Here is a 17,966-nt window from a genome sequence, read left to right on the forward strand (position 1 = left end):
TATTTTTTTTGTACATATAACAAAAAAATAAACAGGTCACTGATATTCCAGTGACCTGCTGTCTTTCTCTTTAAGTTCGTTGAATTACTCAGCAACCTCTTCTGCGGGCTCCTCAGCAGCCTCCTCAACGGGAGCAGCCTTAGCAGCTACGATAGAGTCAAGAGCAACCTGGAACAGAGAGTCCTTAACCAGTGAGTCAGCGTCAGCAACGAGAGCCTCAGCAGCAGCTGAATCCTCAGCAGTAGCTACAACTTCCTCTACTACAGCCTCTACTTCCTCAGCGGGCTTCTTGGTCTCACCACAAGCTGCAACGAGAGCAGCAGCAACGAACATAAATGCGATCTTTTTCATTTCTTTTTTGCTTTTTAAATCTGTAAAACAATCATTTGTTTATTAAAACGATGCAAAGGTATATATTTTTTCATTACGACGTTTCATTTTTTATGTTTTTTTTTGATGCTTTTTTGTAACTTTTTTGTAAGTCACTGAATTTGAGCTATTTGTGAAATGTTAAAAATTCTATAATTATTTCGTTTATGCTAATAACCTTGAAAAATAGTCTGTTTTCGATAAATTTTAGTAACTTTGCATCTAATTAAAATGACATAGAAAAAAGTATGATTAATACTTCTGCTTTTCAAGGTAAGACGGCTGCCTACTACACGTTAGGGTGCAAGTTGAATTTCTCAGAAACTTCTACTTTTGGAAAAATGCTTCAGGATTTAGGGGTTAAGACCGTGGGAAAAGACGACTCTGCTGATATTTGTTTGATAAATACCTGTTCGGTGACGGAGGTTGCCGATCGTAAATGTCGTCAGGCTATTCATAGGTTGGTGCGCAGGCATCCGAAGGCTTATGTTGTCGTGACAGGGTGCTATGCACAGTTAGAAGCTGAAGAGGTGAGCCGCATTGATGGTGTTGACCTGGTGTTGGGTTCGAATGAGAAAGCGCAACTCGTTCAGTTTCTCTCTGATGCCTGGAGTGGCATGCTGCAGACAGCGGACAATGGTGCACCTTATTATATAATGAAGACGAAAGACATCAAATCGTTTGCTCCCAGCTGCTCGCGTGGCAACCGCACTCGTTTCTTCTTAAAGGTGCAAGATGGCTGTGACTATTTCTGCACATACTGCACGATACCGTATGCTCGTGGATTCAGTCGTAACCCCTCGATTGCTTCGCTAGTAGAACAGGTGCACGAAGCTGCAGCCAGTGGTGGCAAGGAGATTGTGCTCACAGGCGTGAACATTGGTGACTTTGGCAAGACTACAGGAGAGAGTTTTACGGATTTGGTACGCAGATTAGACGAGGTAGGCGAAATCAGTCGTTATCGTATCAGCAGTTTGGAGCCAGATCTTCTTTCGGACGAACTGATCAGCTATTGTGCCACGAGCCGTGCGTTTATGCCCCATTTTCACATCCCGTTGCAAAGTGGAAGCGATACGGTTTTAAAACTGATGCACAGACACTATGACCGCCAGTTGTTTGCCGACAAGATTACGCGCATTAAAGAGTTGATGCCTGATGCTTTTATCGGTGTGGATGTGATGGTTGGCTGCAGAGGAGAGACACCCGAATGTTTTGAAGAGACCTACACATTTCTTGAGCAGTTGCCTGTGACGCAGCTACACGTTTTTCCTTACTCAGAACGCCCAGGCACATCGGCTTTAAGTATCCCTTATATCGTCAGCGACAAGGATAAAAAGCTCCGTAGCAAACGACTGTTGGAACTGTCCGACCAGAAGACAGAGGCATTCTATGCCGCACATATAGGACAGCAAGCTGAGGTTCTGTTTGAGAAAGCCTCTCGCGGACGTGCGATGCACGGATTTACACGCAATTATGTGCGTGTTGAGTTGTCGCCCGGCGAGTCGCGTCCGGAATACGACAATCAGTTGATGCAGGTTGTTATGGAAGGTTTCAATCACGACAAAACGGCATTGCGATGCCGATTGGTTAATGCATGATGATGGATAAGATAGCTATTGTAATCTTGAATTGGAATGGGGCAAAGATGCTTAAAGCATATCTGCCAAGTGTACTGAAGTATTCGCCAGAGGCCACGGTCTATGTTGCCGACAATGCCTCGACAGACGAGAGCGTCTCTTTGTTACGAACGCATTTTCCAGAATGTAGGCTCATCCTTTTAGACAAGAACTGGGGCTTTGCCGATGGCTATAACAAAGCCTTGGCTCAGGTCGAAGCAGAGTATTACTTACTTTTAAATAGCGATATAGAAGTGACACCCCATTGGTTGGAACCAATGATTGCATTGATGGACACCCATCAGGAGGTGGCTGCCTGTCAGCCCAAGTTGCTGTCGGTTTTCAATCGTGATAGCTTTGAGTATGCAGGTGCTTGTGGTGGCTTTCTCGACAGATTGGGCTACCCGTATTGCAGAGGTCGCGTGTTTGACAGTGTGGAGGCTGACCGTGGACAGTATGATAGTGCAGCAGAGATTCATTGGGCCACAGGTGCCGCCCTTCTCGTGCGCGCGTGTGATTATAATAAGGTAGGAGGACTTGATGGCCGTTTCTTTGCTCATAGTGAAGAGATTGACTTCTGTTGGCGCTTACGCATTATGGGTAGGAAGATTTGTTGTGTTGCCGGCAGCAAGGTCTATCATGTTGGCGGAGGCACCTTGCCCAAGGCCAATCCCATGAAGACCTATCTTAATTTTCGCAACAACTTGACGATGCTCTACAAGTGTCTGCCCGATGACCAATTGAACAAGGTGATGCGCCTGCGATGGCTATTAGACTATGTGGCTGCATTCAAGATGCTACTCGTTGATCGGAACAGGGCTGACTTTCAGGCCGTATGCCGAGCACGTAGGGATTTCAAAGCGTGGCGTCGTCAGTTTGATGTTGACAGACAACACATTCAACTCCACCGCCAATCGACAGCAGAGTTGAGTCGTTTCTCGTTGCTGTGGCAATACTACCTATGCGGCAGAAAAGTATTTAGTGACCTGCCTCAGACATTGCACAATTTTTTATAAGGACAAAACGTGCAACGACTTTGTTCGGTGGTTGGAGCAAAACAGATCTCGGGATTGAACATCTCGTCGATGGTTTGCTCCAACATTTGATTAAAGACCGCCTGACTCTTTTTGATATCGTCAATAGATTCTTTGCCGAATTTCAGAATCGGATTATAGTCTTTTTCGCCCGTGTGCTGTATGAACAGCAACGCCGGTGCCACACGATGAGCAGGGAAGTTTTGACTGACGATAGTGGCATAAAGAAACGTCTGCAGATAGTAATCACTATGTTTCTCGATGTTAGCATTGTCGAAAATGGCTTCAACACTCGCCAAGGGCGTTATCTTATGACTGCCAGTTTTGTAGTCAACGACGCGAATCTGCTCATCAATCCTGTCAAGACGGTCTATGCGACCACCAATGATAGTAGAAATATGTGGTGTCGTGAGTGGTGTCCATACATCTGTTTCAAGTCCAATGATGGTAAATTCCTTCTTATCTCTGTCGATTTCGAGTAGTTTGCACAGATAGTGTATGATAACCTCGCGATTGATGAGCTGAAGTCCGTTCAGTTCGTAACCATGGCTCAACTGCAGCACCTTGTTGAATGCCTCGTCAACAGCAGTCTCAATACCCACTTTCGTCTTAAGTATTTGACTGAGCACATCAGCGGTGATGACCTGATTCTTCTTTTTGCCCGTGATACGTTCGTAGATGATCTGTGCCGCCTCGTGAAAGATGTCGCCAAACAGACGATTGTCGATGGTCTCTTCGTCGTCAATTTCGTCCAGTTCTCGCAGCTGGCACACGTAGTTGTAGTAGAACTGAAGTGGGCAGCGCAGATAGCGGTTGATGGCCGTTGGAGTCAGCAGTGGGCGTTGGGCTGAGGGGTGATACTTGGTAGAGAAGAGCTTTTGCAACTTCTCCATAATCTGTTCAGTCTTGGCTATCGGTTGTGGTGCAAAAGGCGAGAAGGTCTGTCCAGCCTGTAGCGTTTGGAATCGGATAGAGTGGTGGCATTCTGCCATCATCTGCAACATAAAGCGCGACATCTCGCCCGTGTGCCCATCGGTTGTGGCATTGTTGAAACAGATGGTGATGTCGTCGGCACGTTGCAACAACCGGTGAAAGTAGTAAGAGAAGATAGCCACCTTATGGTCGATGGTCGTCAATCCGTAAGCCTTTCTTAAACTATAGGGAATAAACGAGGTGTCGTTGACGCCCTTAGGCATGTTTCCCTCGTTGCACGACAACAGCAAAAGATGGCTGAAGTCTAGGTTGCGTGTTTCTAAGACTCCCATCAGCTGAATGCCCTCAGCAGGTTCTCCGTGGAAGGGGATGGAAGTCGATTGTATGAGTTGCGACAAAAGGCGCCGCAGGGTGGTATAGTCAACTGTCAAGTCGCCACTATCGACTAAAGACATGAGACGATTGAGCAGGGTGTACATGCGAAAGATGGCCTCCTGCATCATCTCATCGTCAACAGCATGGGGAGCCAGCTCTTTGACAATAGCGATGATCCACTCCAGCAAGTTGTGGTTGAAATTGTTGCTATCAATCCGCGAAATATGCTTGTCAGCTATCCATACCGCGTATGGATGATTTTTCAACAGCGTGAGATAGCGCGGCCTAAACTTCAGTGACTTATGATTGAACCCGATTGTCTGCAAATCGAAAAGCAGTGTGACCAGCGACGAGATGGGCGACTGAGCCAAAGGGAACCCCGTGGTGATGTTGACCTTGTCAACCTCGTCGGGCAGGCAATGCAGCATGCTCTGCAGTAGATTCTCGTCGCACAGAACAATGGCAGTCTTGCGACCATCGTCAATACGTTGTCTGTTGAGCCACTGACTGGCATAGCGCGTCTGTATATTCTCTGTCGGAGCTGCAATAAAAGCTATGTCCTTGTTCTGCTCAAATTGATGGTAAATAGCACCGTTATTGTTGTCTAACTCATTCGGAAAGACATGGAGATACTCCTTGATATAATGTCCAGCCTCATGCTCTTTCATGTAGTACGTGTCAAAGTCCCAATAGAATTTGCCCTTGCCTTGGCGCACCATCTCGCGGAACAAGCGCTGCTCTACTTGTTGCAGCATGTTGAAACCGACAAAGAGATAGTTGTCGTATTCCAATTCGAAACTTTCTTTGTCCACAACTTCGCGATAGAGGGCTCCTTCGTAGGCCAGCTGCTGATCGGCAAGTCGCTGATTGAAAGCCTGATAGATAGCACTCATGTGCGACCATAGTTTGAGGAATCGTTCTTTGAGCAATGAGTTGTGGTCGTCAGAGAAGTTGCTGAAGAACTTTCTTATGATTTCTTTTTGTTCTGGCGAGAGGTAACTGTCGTCGTCGAGCTCGTGCAGATCGCGCAGGTTGGCAAACACCTGTTGGGCGTCAGCCATGTTCTTGTCGATATCATCAAAGTCTGCAAGCAGGATCTGACCCCAGCTATAGAAATGGTCTAAGGTCTCGTCGAAGCCCGTTTGTTCTACAAACGACTTATGCAGATCGCAAATCAGCTTGATAGGGTCGGCCACCTTCCTGTCACTATATTTACGAAAAAGATCGCTGATGGTGATATATGCTGGGCTCCAGATGGGCTTGTCGGACAGGCGTGCCAGATGGCTATTCAGAAAGAGTGAAGCACGTTTGTTGGGGAACACCACAGCGATGCGCGACAAATCGTTACCGTATTTCTTGAGGATATCCTCTGCTACATATTCTAGGAATGCTTTCATTTTACTTCAATAATTTTGTTAGAATAGACAAACCAAAGATAGCCTTTGATGCCAGGCATGTTCATCTGTTTCAATAATTGCATGTATTCGCGCACTTGTTCAAAATAGGCTTCGCGTTCGTGACCGAATTTAAAGTCGATGACGATGGTCTCATTGCCGTTGGTCATCACGCGGTCAGGTCGTTTTTCCTGTCCGTTGGGCAGCAGGATGGTGCATTCGTTGTAGAGTCGCCAACCAGCCTTCTCGTCGAACCATGGCATCACGCGCGAATCCGACAGTCGTTTGCGTATCAGTTCTTCTATGCGTTCTTTGGTTAGTTGCTTATCGTAGATGACACCATCTAACTCCATCTGCCTCAGCGCATTGTCCACATCCTTGGTGGATTTGATGGTTGAGAACACCTCATGGAGTACATTGCCGAGTTGGATGTAGTTATTTAGCTGAGACTCCTCATCTGTTGTGGTTACAAAAGTTTTGCTGTCGTTGCTCTGCCTGAAATCCACTTTCCGGTCGTAGATGTGTATGCCAACCTTGACAGGCTCGTAGGCAGACAAGAACGGGTTTACTTCCGTTTTGCTGTCTTCCTTCGGCTTGGGCATGCTTAAGCAACCATAAGTCAGCGAGAGTGGGACTTCCTCGTTTCCCTCTCCCTCTATTTGGGCGCCAGGAAGCGTGTCTGTGAGTGTTGGCAATACCGACTCGATGAGAGCAGAACGTGAGTTTGAATAATTACGTCGGCCCCACACGAAGAGATTGTGGGCAGCTCGAGTGAAAGCCACATAGAGCAGGTTGAGATTATCTACAACGATCTGATCATGTTCCTCTTCGTAGTCATGCTGATAGATGGTGCCTTCCATACTTGTTTTACTAAAGTCAATAGGCACGATAGGCAGCATGTTGTATGGCTCGTCGTCTGGGTGACACCAAAGAACATCCCTTTGCTCCAGGCGCCAGTCACAGAAGGGTATGAGCACATGTGCAAACTCCAATCCCTTGGATTTGTGGATAGAGATAAGTCGAATGCCGTCGATTTCCGGACTCTGTATGGTCTTGCTACAAAGGTTATCGTCCCATTCCTTCAAGAATGAGTTGATATCTGATGTGTTGTCGCCCACGAAATTGGCTACTTGATCAAAGAAGGCGCAGAGGTAAGCGCTCTGCCCGTCCATTTTCTCAAGTCCCAAGATTTCGTACAAATGCTCCGTCAGTTCATAGAGAGGCATGCGTTTCAAGGTCTCCATGTGATCGGTGAAGGCTGCCGGTAACGACTTTTCAGAAAGACTGTTATGCAAGGCCTCGTCAGGGAAACATATTTTCAGGAGATAGGCTTGAGCGATGGTGTCCTCAGGTCGGTTCAGCACACGGAGCGCTTCAATGATTGAATTTACGGCGGCAGAGGCATCAAGTCTAAAAGCCTCGTCGCTGACAATCTTTGTTTCAGGCATTTGTGCCATGAAGTGGTTGGCAATCAAAGGGATGAGAGAGTTCGTGCGCACCAATATCGCGATGTCTTTTGTCTGGGCACCTTGGCTTAATAATTCGGCCACTTGCTGCACCAGCGCATCGAGAATATTCTCTTGATAGTTATCCTGAGGAAGCAGGTTGACAGACACCAACCCGTTAGGCTCCATCTTCTCCCGTGCTTCTTGATGGATGTCGTCGTAAGCCTCAACCTCTTCAATTCTTGCAGCCTCCGTAAAGAAGGCATTATTGAAATTGATGACATTTGCCGAAGAACGATAGTTGGTGCTCAGCGTTTTGACCTGCAGTCGTTGTTCTGCATTCGTGAACTCGTTTTTGATGTTGGCCAGCAGTCGCCAATCACCACTTCGCCAACGATAGATGCTCTGTTTAACATCGCCAACAATTAAGTTTTCTGAATCCACGTGACTCATGGCTTCTTCAAGCAGCACCTTGAAGTTTTGCCATTGCACGGTCGAGGTATCTTGAAACTCGTCAATCATGATATGCTCCAGTTGAGAGCCGATCTTCTCGAAGATGAAAGGCGAGTCGCTGCCTTCAATCAGGTCGTGCAGCATTTTCTGTGTGTCGCTCAGCAAGAAGCGATTGCCTTCTTCGTTCAGTTCCCTGACCTTCCTCTCTATGCTGTCAAGCAGTCTCAGCTGATTGAGATGTTTCAGTGTGAGACTGGCAGACTTGCTGATGCAGTATTGCTTGGGATGTATGTCCACGGCATAACGTAGGATTTGGCCCAGTTCACCATCTGCCAACTGATAGATTTGTTCTCGCTTCGGACTGGTCTTTTTGCACCATTTCTCAGGATTGCCCACGGCATCGCAAATCCTGCGACCAAGTGTGGCACTGTCGAGCTGACCTTGTCTCAGTTTTTGAAAGTAGCTTGGAATGCCACCTTGGTTGGCGTAAGCAAAGTCTTCAGGCAGAATACCCTCAGCCTCAATGGTGTCGAAGAAGGTCTCAGCAATGTTTTGCATATGTTCTATGGCTTCGTCACGTTTTTGCTTAAGGATGGCTATATAATTCTCAAAGAAGTCTTTCTGGCTAAGAATGGTGTTCAACTCTTTACTATTATTCTTGTAGAAATCCTTAAAGATGGTCTTGCCAAACGACTTGATTTGCGCAATGACATTCCATGAACGATTGTCCTGAATGTTGTCCATGATATATTTCAGGAGCCATTGAAGCATCAAATCAGTGGCAGTCAGATTCTCTATGAGTTGATCGACAGCCATTTCTTCTACCTGATAATCGTTGAGCTCAATGCGCAGATTGGCTGTCAGGTCCAGCTCTCTTGCCAGATTGCGCAACACGCTCTGGAAGAATGAGTCGATGGTTTCCACACGAAAATAACTGTAGTTATGGAGCAGATTCTTGAGTGCTCTGCCTGCCTGGGCTGCCACAAATTCAGGAGTCGCATCGAGTTTCTGGCATACGTGGTCAAGATAGGGCTTTGAGCTGGGAAGACCTCGCCAGATGCCGTATAGTTGACTAAGGATGCGCATCTTCATCTCTTCGGTGGCTTTGTTGGTGAAAGTTACGGCCAGCGTTTTCCTGTATGCCTGTGGATCGCGCACTATAAGTTTTATGTATTCGGTTGCAAGTGTGAACGTCTTTCCGCTGCCAGCACTTGCTTTGTATATTGTCAGTGGTTTTGTCATATTACCATCTTCTAAATAATTCTATCGTAAACTTACAGCCGATCTCTTGATATTCCCAATTGCGGAAACCAGCAAATACGCCCATAGAGATGTAACGACTGCTAAATCCATAGCCAAGCTCGGAATAAAGACGGCTGTGGCTTGTGACCAGCGAACTGAGATAGATACGTTCACGCTCTATGTAATGCCCTGCTATGGGTACGAATGACAGTCCCATCAATGGGCTTTCATACGAAATATTGCCTCGGATATAATATTTTGACTCGTTGTAAACGCTTGAAGACAACAGCTGAAAGTTGCCCGACCAATCGTCGTCCCAGCCTTCTGGTAGGTTGTTGTCTCGGAAGTTTGCAAAGTCCATAAACGACCTAACTTGCTTGAGTGTATAGAGACCTCCACCAATTCGTGCGTTGAACACCTGAAGGCGGTGCATGCGCTTCTTCCAAGAGGCATCGGCTTCCAATCGTTCGTAGGGCAGATTGAATCTGTCAAACTTCAGTCCGCGTTCATAGTCAATAGAGAAAATGGGGGCCGATCGCCATGGACGTATCTTGACTGATAGTAGGGGAGCTAAACTCTTGTAGTCGTTTTCTATGCCAATCTGCCTGAGCTGCGAGGCATGCAGGGAGCGCCTGTGGTGGAACGTGATACCGCCTTCAATGCCTAACCACGGCACAATCATGTAGTGGTTCTTGAGTTGCACATATAAATCCCTGAATATATGCAGGTCCTCATTCAGCCATTGAGAATCCTCACCATCAACAGCTGCAATTTCGTCAAGTGTGTTTTGATTGCTCAGTCGGTTGCCATTACCCACGATAAGGTCTAGGAAACCCCGCCTTTGGTGGCTGTATTCCAGTCGGATTGGGGCTGTAAAGAAGAACTGTTTCAACTTGAAGTTGTAACCAGCCTTAGGATTAAAGTCAACGCAGGTCTGTTTGCTGAATTCATAGTGTGCGCCAAGGCGCATCTTATAGGACAAACCTTTTGATTTGCTGTAGCTGATATATTGTGGGTCGAGTAGGGGGGATAGCCAAATATAGCCATTCTCTGAACTGCTTTTCGTCTTGCTGAATAGGTTTTCGCCCAGCATATCCCAGGTGTTGTCCTTCGATTTGCTGCGCTTTTCAATAACCATCGGCTTATATGCTTCGATAGAGTCGCTTATCCGTTTGGCATGTCTAAGTGAGTCGAAGCATTGATACACTTGTTCTTCTTCTTCGCTGAGACTGAACGGACGTACGGAATCTATAAGGTGGCGATTGCCAATGATGCTGACTGTATCTGGTAGTGTGATGGGGCAGTCGTAGGCCACTTCGAAATGCGAGGTGATGTTGTTTCCGACAAAATTAAAGGCTACGTCGGTGACACATAGCTGTGGTGTCAGCGCTCGTGCACCATGATCACCCTGAGTGCTGATGGTGTGAAACCTGATCATGTCGAATTCGCCATTCAGTTCTATCTGTTCTAGGCGTCCTGTGGCATAGTTAACGATGGCTTGTCCTTTGACAAGCTGCGTGTTCATCACCCATTTAGGGCGGAAATAGAGGCGTATTTTGCCATTGCCCATGTCTGTCGTGGTGTATTTGTAGAACAGCTTGTTGTAGCGGTTAAACGGAGAAAGCACATGGTCACGGTAAATGGTCTCATTGTAGAGATCAGGTGTCAGATAACATAAGAGTGTTGACATCGTATGCTTGTTTCTGGGAATGGTCGTGTAGAAGACCTGATTAAGGTTTTCATAGTCATCAACATCGTTGAATGTGAAGTGATTATATTGTTCGCTTAGAAATTTTCTTTGCCCTTTGGCCAGTGGATACATCGACGGTATCATCCAAAGTGTTGCATTGCGGCGCTTGATGTTGTAGAAATGTTTCAGGTAAACATTCGTGGAAAAGCCGTTCACATCGTGAGCGTAATTGCGCTGAAAACAGAATATGCGCTCCAAAAGCACGGAGTCGGAATACTCGTGACAATTGGCCGTGGTAACGGTTGAAAGTAGCAATAGGAGTAGCAATATTCGTTTCATTGCCGCAAAGATAACAAATAAAACTTAACCGCGAAAATATTTGGATGACAAAAATGATTATCTGTTTTTAAAGATAATCGGATACGTTGTCCTTAAGCTATTCTTCCTGTTTAGATTTGATGAAAAAGGCAACAAATAAAAATGCTTCATTCTCAATTAAGAAAATGAAGCACGATATGGATGCGAAATAAGATGGAAATCTTATCCCAGATATTTCATCAGAATACGAGCGTTGCCTGAGTCGCGAAGCTTTGCAATGCTCTTCTCGCGAATTTGGCGGACGCGTTCGCGGGTGAGACCCAGTTGATCGCCAATCTCTTCAAGACCTTTTTCGTGGCAACCAATGCCAAAGCATTCGCGGATAATGGTGATTTCGCGCTCCTTCAGCACCTTGTTGAGTACGGCATTCAGCTCCTGTGCCATAGACTCGTGATCTACGTGGCGGTCTGTACGACTGTCGTCACCCGAGGCCATCACGTCGAGCATACAGTTGTCCTCTCCATCTTGGAATGGTGCATCGATAGATACGTGATGTCCATCTGCCATCATTGACTGACCAATCTTCTCTTCGTCGATATCGGTCATTTCGGCTAACTCACTCACTGATGGGTGGCGCTGGTTCTCTTGCTCAAACTTGTTAATCTCGTGGTTAATCTTATTCAGTGAGCCAACTTGGTTCAAGGGAAGACGTACGATACGGCTTTGCTCAGCAATTGCCTGCAAGATAGACTGACGAATCCACCATACGGCATAAGAGATGAACTTGAATCCACGTGTTTCATCAAACTTTTGCGCAGCCTTAATCAATCCGATATTTCCTTCGTCGATAAGGTCTGTCAAAGTTAAACCCTGGTGCTGATATTGCTTGGCGACACTGACCACAAAGCGCAGATTGGCTGTCACCAGTTTATCTTTTGCGCGTTCGCCCTCGGGGCCTCCTTTTTTAATCTTTTGAGCCAGTTCAATTTCTTCGTCAATACTGATAAGTGGAGCACGGCCAATCTCTACCAGATATTTATCCAATGCCTCACTTGAACGATTTGTGATGCTTTTCTGAATTTTGAGTTGTCTCATCCTAAAATGATTTTCCTTAAATATTTTCTAACTTCTTAATAATGAAGCTTATATACCTATTTTCTTATTTTTGCGGTGCAAAGGTACAAAAAATATCGTTACGTTGTTCTCCAGAAGAGGTGTTTTTGTGTTAAAAAAAGAAAAACTCGATTGTGTAAATAAAATACTTTAGGAAGAATAGTTGTGTTCTTCCGTAGGGTTTGCTGTCTAAAAAAAGTAGGTCTGTGTCACGAAAATGTGTTTATTCTTGCCTGACATTTTTATTTCGTGACGCAGACCTTGTTGTTGCTATTGTGTTTAGACCGTCGTTACATGGCGAAGACATTAAATCCTCCGTCAACCACAGCGACGGTGCCTGTAACGAACTTTGAGGCATCAGACATCAGGTAGTGAATCGTGCCGCAAAGTTCTTCGGGGGCACCCATGCGTCCGAATGGTGTCTGACGAATCACATCTTGACCTCGCTGGGTGTATGTGCCGTCAGGATTTGTAAGCAGAGTTCGGTTTTGTTCGGTGATGAAGAAGCCTGGTGCAATGGCATTTACACGAATACCTTCACCAAACTTTTTTGGCACATTCTGTGGCCATATACTGCGTGAAGTTTGATATGCCAGCCTTAGCAGCGGCATAGCCACACACTCTGGTCATAGGGCGGAATGCAGCCATGCTGGAGAAATTAATAATGGCTCCTTTGCCTTGTTCAGCCATGGGCTTTAAGAATATCTGGGTGGGTATGACTGTTCCTGTGAGATTGAGCTCGAGTACTTTTGAGAACTGAGCTGCATCAAGGTCGAAGAATGTCTTGTCTGGACCAATGGTTGCGCCAGGCATATTACCTCCGGCAGCATTGAGGAGTGTATCTACACGTCCATATTTTGCAATGATATCATCACAATTCTGCTGCACGCAAGCTTCATCCATGACATCGGTTTTCATGAATTCGCATTGGCCGCCTTCGTTCTTTATGTCCTCAATGATGGCTTTTCCCACATCCTCTTTTCTGCCGAGAATGATGACTTTTGCACCATTCAGTGCCAGATATTTTGCGATTGTGCGTCCTAAAACGCCTGTTCCGCCTGTGATGACGGTCACGTTGTCTTTAATGTCGAATAGATTTTTCATTGTTAGTGTCTTTTTGTCGTTAGTCAAAGAAACCGGGTTGAGTGTATTTGATGCCTAACTCGTTGTCAACAGTTGCAAGAATGCCTTGAATCTGGCCTAGTGCGAACATGCGACCTAACAGCGTATAGCCGGCATTATGGCCATGACTTGATTCGTCCATGATGCCACCGGGCTGGTCTGTGAAGGTCATCCCATGATCTACTCGCATAGGAAGGTGTGGATTTTCTTTCTCAAAAATGCGTGCTAACTCCACGATGTTTGCACGTCCACCCAAATGTGATGCTTCGGTGAAATCGCCATTTGGGAAGATATGGCACGAACGTAGATGAATGAAATGAGTGCGAGGCGCAAATTCTTGGGCCATTTCAACCACATTATTATATGCTCCTGCACTGAGCGAACCTGCGCAGAACGTCAGACCATTGTGCTTGTTTGGAACTGCATTAAGAAACCAACGGATGTCTTCTGCCGTGCGAACGATTCGTGGAAGTCCAAGTATCTCGATTGGAGGGTCGTCAGGATGCACACACATATTAATGTCATAGGCATCACATGTGGGCATAATTGCCTCGAGGAAGTACTTCAGATTCTCACGAAGTTTCTGCTTGTCAATGTCATGATAAAGTTCTAGGAATGATTGAAATTTAGCAATAGGCTCTTTGTCGCCTTCTGAGAAATTTCCGCTTACAAAACCTTGAGTCTTAATTACAATATTCTCAATGAGTTTGTGGTCGTTTTCAGGAGTCATTCTTTTGGCAAGTTCGTCTGCTTCTGCAAGTACATTCCGACCGATGCCGACGCCTTCTGGGAATTGAAATTTTTCCCATTCTTCACGTGCACCTTCTCGTTTTAAAAGATAAATGTCAAAATAGGCAAATTCGGCATAGTTGAAATATAAGTTGGTTGCACCGTTGGGATTGTTGTGAAGCAAGTCTGTTCGAGCCCAGTCGAGCACTGGCATAAAGTTGTAACAGATGGTGTGAATGCCTTCGGCTGCAAGGTTTTTAAGGGATTCCTTGTATATCTCTATTTGCAGATCTCGATCGGGGCCTCCGTATTTAATGGACTCGACAACGGGTAAACTCTCAACAACAGACCAGCGCATGCCATAACTTTCAATATATGTTTTCAAATCATGTATCTTCTCTTGGGGCCAAACCTCGCCAAGAGAAATGTCGTGAAGCGCCGTAACAATGCCTTCAACGCCAATTTGTTTTAGCATGGCAAGCGTTATTTTATCTTTCTTGCCAAACCATCTCCATGTTCTTTCCATCGTTAGTTTTTTTTATTGCTTTCTGATTTGCAAAGGTAGTGAATAATTGAAACAATACGTAGAAATATCAATCAAAAAAATATAAATTCACTCATTTTTCTAATTTTATGATGGATATTTTGCGGTATCTCACTTTTTTTTGTACCTTTGCACGTCAAAATAATATAGTATTATAAACGATATGGCAAAGAGATTCGCTGAACATAACGGCTTGAACCTGACTCAGGTTAATAATGAGATTTTGGATAAATGGAAGAAAGAAGATATTTTCCATCGCTCAATTGATGAGCGTGAAGGATGTCCGCAGTTTGTTTTCTTTGAAGGTCCTCCTTCAGCAAATGGTCATCCAGGTATCCATCACGTGCTGGGACGTTCGCTTAAAGATACGTTTAATCGCTATAAGACCATGCAGGGCTTCCAAGTTAAGCGCAAAGCAGGATGGGATACTCATGGACTGCCCGTAGAACTTGGTGTCGAGAAAGAGTTGGGCATTACGAAAGCTGATATCGATAATAAGGATTCGGAAAAGTATATATCTACAGAAGACTACAATAAAAAATGCCGTGAGAACGTGATGAAGTTCACTGCCGAATGGCGCGAATTGACTGAGCGCATGGGCTATTTTGTAGATCTTGATAACCCCTATATCACCTACGATAATAAATATATCGAATCACTTTGGTGGTTGCTTAAGCAGTTCTATAACAAGGGATTGCTTTACAAGGGTTATACCATTCAGCCATATTCGCCAGCAGCAGGTACGGGCCTGTCAAGTCACGAGCTGAATCAGCCTGGTTGCTATCGTGACGTGAAGGACACAACATGTACGGCTCTTTTCAAAATGAAGAATCCTAAGCCTGAGATGACAGGATGGGGAACGCCTTACTTTATGGCTTGGACCACTACACCTTGGACCCTTGCCGCAAACTCTGCATTGTGTGTGGGCCCAAAGATTGATTACGTAGCCATCGAAACCTACAACCCTTATACCGCAGAGAAGATTACTATTGTGATGGCTGATGCACGCGTTGCTGCCTATTTTGATACAGCTGCAGAGATATCTGACGGTGGTGAGATGCCCGAATATAAAAAGGGTGAGAAGTTCTTGCCTTATCGTGTGGTAGCACGCTACAAGGGAACAGACTTAGTTGGTATGGAGTACGAACAGTTGCTGCCCATGATTCAACCCGTGGCTGAGGGCGCTTTTCGTGTGATTCCTGGTGACTATGTGACAACAGAAGATGGTGCAGGTATCGTGCATATTGCTCCAAACTTTGGTGCTGACGATGCTTTTGTGGCAAAGAAAGCTGGTGTGCCCGCTATCGTACTGATTGACAAAAAAGGCAACGAGCGTCCTGTAGTGGATCTGCAAGGTAAGTACTTCTTGATAGAAGACTTGGATGCAGATTTCGTTAAGAACTATGTAAATACTGAGAAATGGAGCCGTTATGCAGGTCGCTATGTTAAGAATGCATATGATGAGACGTTGACAGATAAGGATGAAACGCTTGATATCTCCATCTGCATGGATTTGAAGGCAGAAGGTAAGGTATTTAAGATTGAGAAGCATGTCCACAACTATCCTCATTGTTGGCGTACAGACAAACCTGTGCTATATTATCCTTTGGATTCTTGGTTTATCAAGAGTACGGACAAAAAGGTTCGTATGAGTGAGCTAAACAAGACCATCGGTTGGCATCCAGAATCAACAGGTACGGGGCGTTTCGGTAACTGGTTGGAGAATCTTAACGACTGGAATTTGTCTCGTTCACGCTTCTGGGGCACACCATTGCCCATTTGGCGTAGCGAAGGTGGCGAAGAAAAGTGCATCGGAAGTCTTGAGGAGCTCTATGCAGAGATTGAGAAAGCTGTAGCAGCCGGCGTGATGACTTCAAATCCGCTGAAGGATAAAGGGTTCGTTCCTGGTGACATGTCTAAAGAGAACTACGATAAGATAGACATGCACCGTCCTTTTGTTGACTATATTATATTGGTAAGCGAAAGCGGTAAACCAATGAAGCGCGAAAGCGACTTGGTCGATGTGTGGTTTGATTCAGGCTCAATGCCTTATGCTCAGGTTCACTATCCTTTTGAAAATCGTGAACTGATTGATGACAAGAAGGCTTTCCCTGCAGACTTTATCAATGAGGGTGTCGATCAGACACGTGGTTGGTTCTTCACGTTGCATGCTATTGCAACGATGATTTTCGACTCCGTTGCATTTAAAAATGTCATTTCAACTGGCCTTGTCTTGGATGCTAAAGGTAACAAGATGTCCAAGCATGTAGGTAATGTTATTAATCCATTTGAGATGATTGAGAAGTATGGTTCTGATGCTGTACGTTTCTATATGATGACTAACTCTGAACCATGGGACAACCTGAAGTTCGATCCAGAGGGCGTGGCAGAAATCAGTCGTAAGTTCTTTGGCACCTTATATAATACTTATTCACTCTTCGCTATGTATGCTAATGTGGATGAGTTTAATCCTAAGTCACCTCAGATTCCTGTTAAGGAGCGTCCTGAATTTGACCGTTGGATTCTGTCTTGCCTAAACTCTCTGGTGAAAGGTGTGCAGGAAGAGATGGATGGATTCGATCCTACTCGTGCTGGCCGCTTGATTGATAAGTTCGTTGACGAGGATCTGTCGAACTGGTATGTTCGTCTGAACAAGAAACGTTTCTGGGGTAAGGAGATGGACAACGATAAGTTGGCTGCCTATCAGACACTCTATGAGTGTTTGATGACCGTATCTAAGTTGTTGGCTCCGTTTGCGCCTTTCTTTGCTGATCGTATCTATTGTGATCTTGGAGGCGAACTGGATTCTGTACATCTTGAGAAGTTCCCCGTAGCTAATACTGAATTGGTAAATGCTGATTTGGAACAACGTATGGAGATTGCACAGCGTATTACCACTATTGTTCTTGCCCTGCGTCGTAAGGAAAGTCTTAAGGTGAAGCAGCCTCTGCAGACGCTGATGATTCCTCCTGTAGATGAAGCACAGCGCGTTGCAATAGAAAGTGTGAAGCAAATCTTCCTGCAAGAGGTCAATGTGAAGGATGTGAAGTTCGTAGAGGGAACTGGTATCCTTGTTAAGAAGGTTAAGTGCAACTACCGCACAATGGGTAAGAAGTTCGGAAAGCTGATGAAGGGTGTGGCTGCTCAGGTTGATTTGCTCACTCAGGAACAGATTGCTCAGTTGGAGAATGAGGGCTCAATCGAAATCACCGTTGAAGGACAAAACCTCACGGTAGAGGCTGTAGATGTTGATATTATCAGTGAAGACATTCCTGGCTGGCTGGTTGGTAACGAAGGTAATTTGACTGTTGCCCTAGATATAACACTTACCGATGAACTGAAGAATGAGGGTATGGCTCGTGAACTGGTCAATCGCATTCAGAACATACGTAAGAAGAGTGGGTTGGAGATTACAGATCGTATCCGTGTCTGCATAGAACCTAACGAAGCTTCAACAAAGGCTGTAGAATCTTTTGGCGATTATATCGCCCGTCAGGTGTTGGCTGATAGCATTACACTTGAGGCAAACGACGGACAGAATGTTGAATTTGATGAATTTAAACTTAATATTAAAATATCAAAATCCTAA

At 45.4% G+C, this 17,966-nt stretch carries 9 protein-coding genes and 1 pseudogene; 3 read left to right on the forward strand and 7 right to left on the reverse strand.

The features are described from left to right. Window positions 1-84: 84 nt before the first annotated feature. Window positions 85-351 carry a hypothetical protein gene (locus L6472_RS06565; RefSeq protein WP_237807908.1) on the reverse strand — a complete coding sequence of 89 codons (267 nt, stop codon included), beginning with the start codon at window positions 349-351 and terminating at the stop codon, window positions 85-87. Between the two features lie 266 nt (window positions 352-617). Between L6472_RS06565 and mtaB the strand changes: the two genes are divergently transcribed. Beyond that, window positions 618-1,967 (forward strand): tRNA (N(6)-L-threonylcarbamoyladenosine(37)-C(2))-methylthiotransferase MtaB, encoded by a 1,350-nt coding sequence (mtaB, locus tag L6472_RS06570; RefSeq protein ID WP_237807909.1) that lies wholly within the window; start codon window positions 618-620, stop codon window positions 1,965-1,967. Between the two features lie 2 nt (window positions 1,968-1,969). Continuing rightward, window positions 1,970-3,001 (forward strand): glycosyltransferase family 2 protein, encoded by a 1,032-nt coding sequence (locus tag L6472_RS06575; RefSeq protein WP_237807910.1) that lies wholly within the window; start codon window positions 1,970-1,972, stop codon window positions 2,999-3,001. On the opposite strand, the gene L6472_RS06580 is transcribed toward L6472_RS06575, so the two are convergent. The 6 genes and pseudogenes from L6472_RS06580 to uxuA form a co-directional block, all read right to left on the reverse strand. Continuing rightward, window positions 2,977-5,724, reverse strand: coding sequence for a PD-(D/E)XK nuclease family protein (locus tag L6472_RS06580; RefSeq protein WP_237807911.1), 2,748 nt, complete (start codon window positions 5,722-5,724; stop codon window positions 2,977-2,979). The genes L6472_RS06575 and L6472_RS06580 overlap by 25 nt on opposite strands. Beyond that, on the reverse strand, window positions 5,721-8,861 hold the full coding sequence (locus L6472_RS06585) for an exodeoxyribonuclease V subunit beta (RefSeq protein ID WP_237807912.1): 3,141 nt from the start codon (window positions 8,859-8,861) through the stop codon (window positions 5,721-5,723). Before L6472_RS06585 ends, L6472_RS06580 begins: the two co-directional genes overlap by 4 nt. 1 nt (window position 8,862) lies before the next feature. Then, on the reverse strand, window positions 8,863-10,890 hold the full coding sequence (locus L6472_RS06590) for a DUF5686 family protein (RefSeq protein ID WP_237807914.1): 2,028 nt from the start codon (window positions 10,888-10,890) through the stop codon (window positions 8,863-8,865). A gap of 201 nt (window positions 10,891-11,091) precedes the next feature. After that, on the reverse strand, window positions 11,092-11,964 hold the full coding sequence (locus L6472_RS06595; protein ID WP_027449659.1) for an RNA polymerase sigma factor RpoD/SigA: 873 nt from the start codon (window positions 11,962-11,964) through the stop codon (window positions 11,092-11,094). 308 nt (window positions 11,965-12,272) lie between these two features. Beyond that, window positions 12,273-13,086 (reverse strand): annotated as a pseudogene (locus tag L6472_RS06600) (SDR family oxidoreductase). Window positions 13,087-13,105: 19 nt separating this feature from the next. After that, the gene (gene uxuA / locus L6472_RS06605; protein ID WP_237807916.1) at window positions 13,106-14,359 is read right to left on the reverse strand and encodes a mannonate dehydratase; all 1,254 of its coding nucleotides are present in this window, start codon (window positions 14,357-14,359) and stop codon (window positions 13,106-13,108) included. A gap of 181 nt (window positions 14,360-14,540) precedes the next feature. Between uxuA and ileS the strand changes: the two genes are divergently transcribed. Then, on the forward strand, window positions 14,541-17,966 hold the full coding sequence (ileS, locus tag L6472_RS06610; RefSeq protein WP_237807918.1) for an isoleucine--tRNA ligase: 3,426 nt from the start codon (window positions 14,541-14,543) through the stop codon (window positions 17,964-17,966).

Source organism: Prevotella sp. E13-17 (assembly GCF_022024035.1).
GTDB lineage: Bacteria > Bacteroidota > Bacteroidia > Bacteroidales > Bacteroidaceae > Prevotella.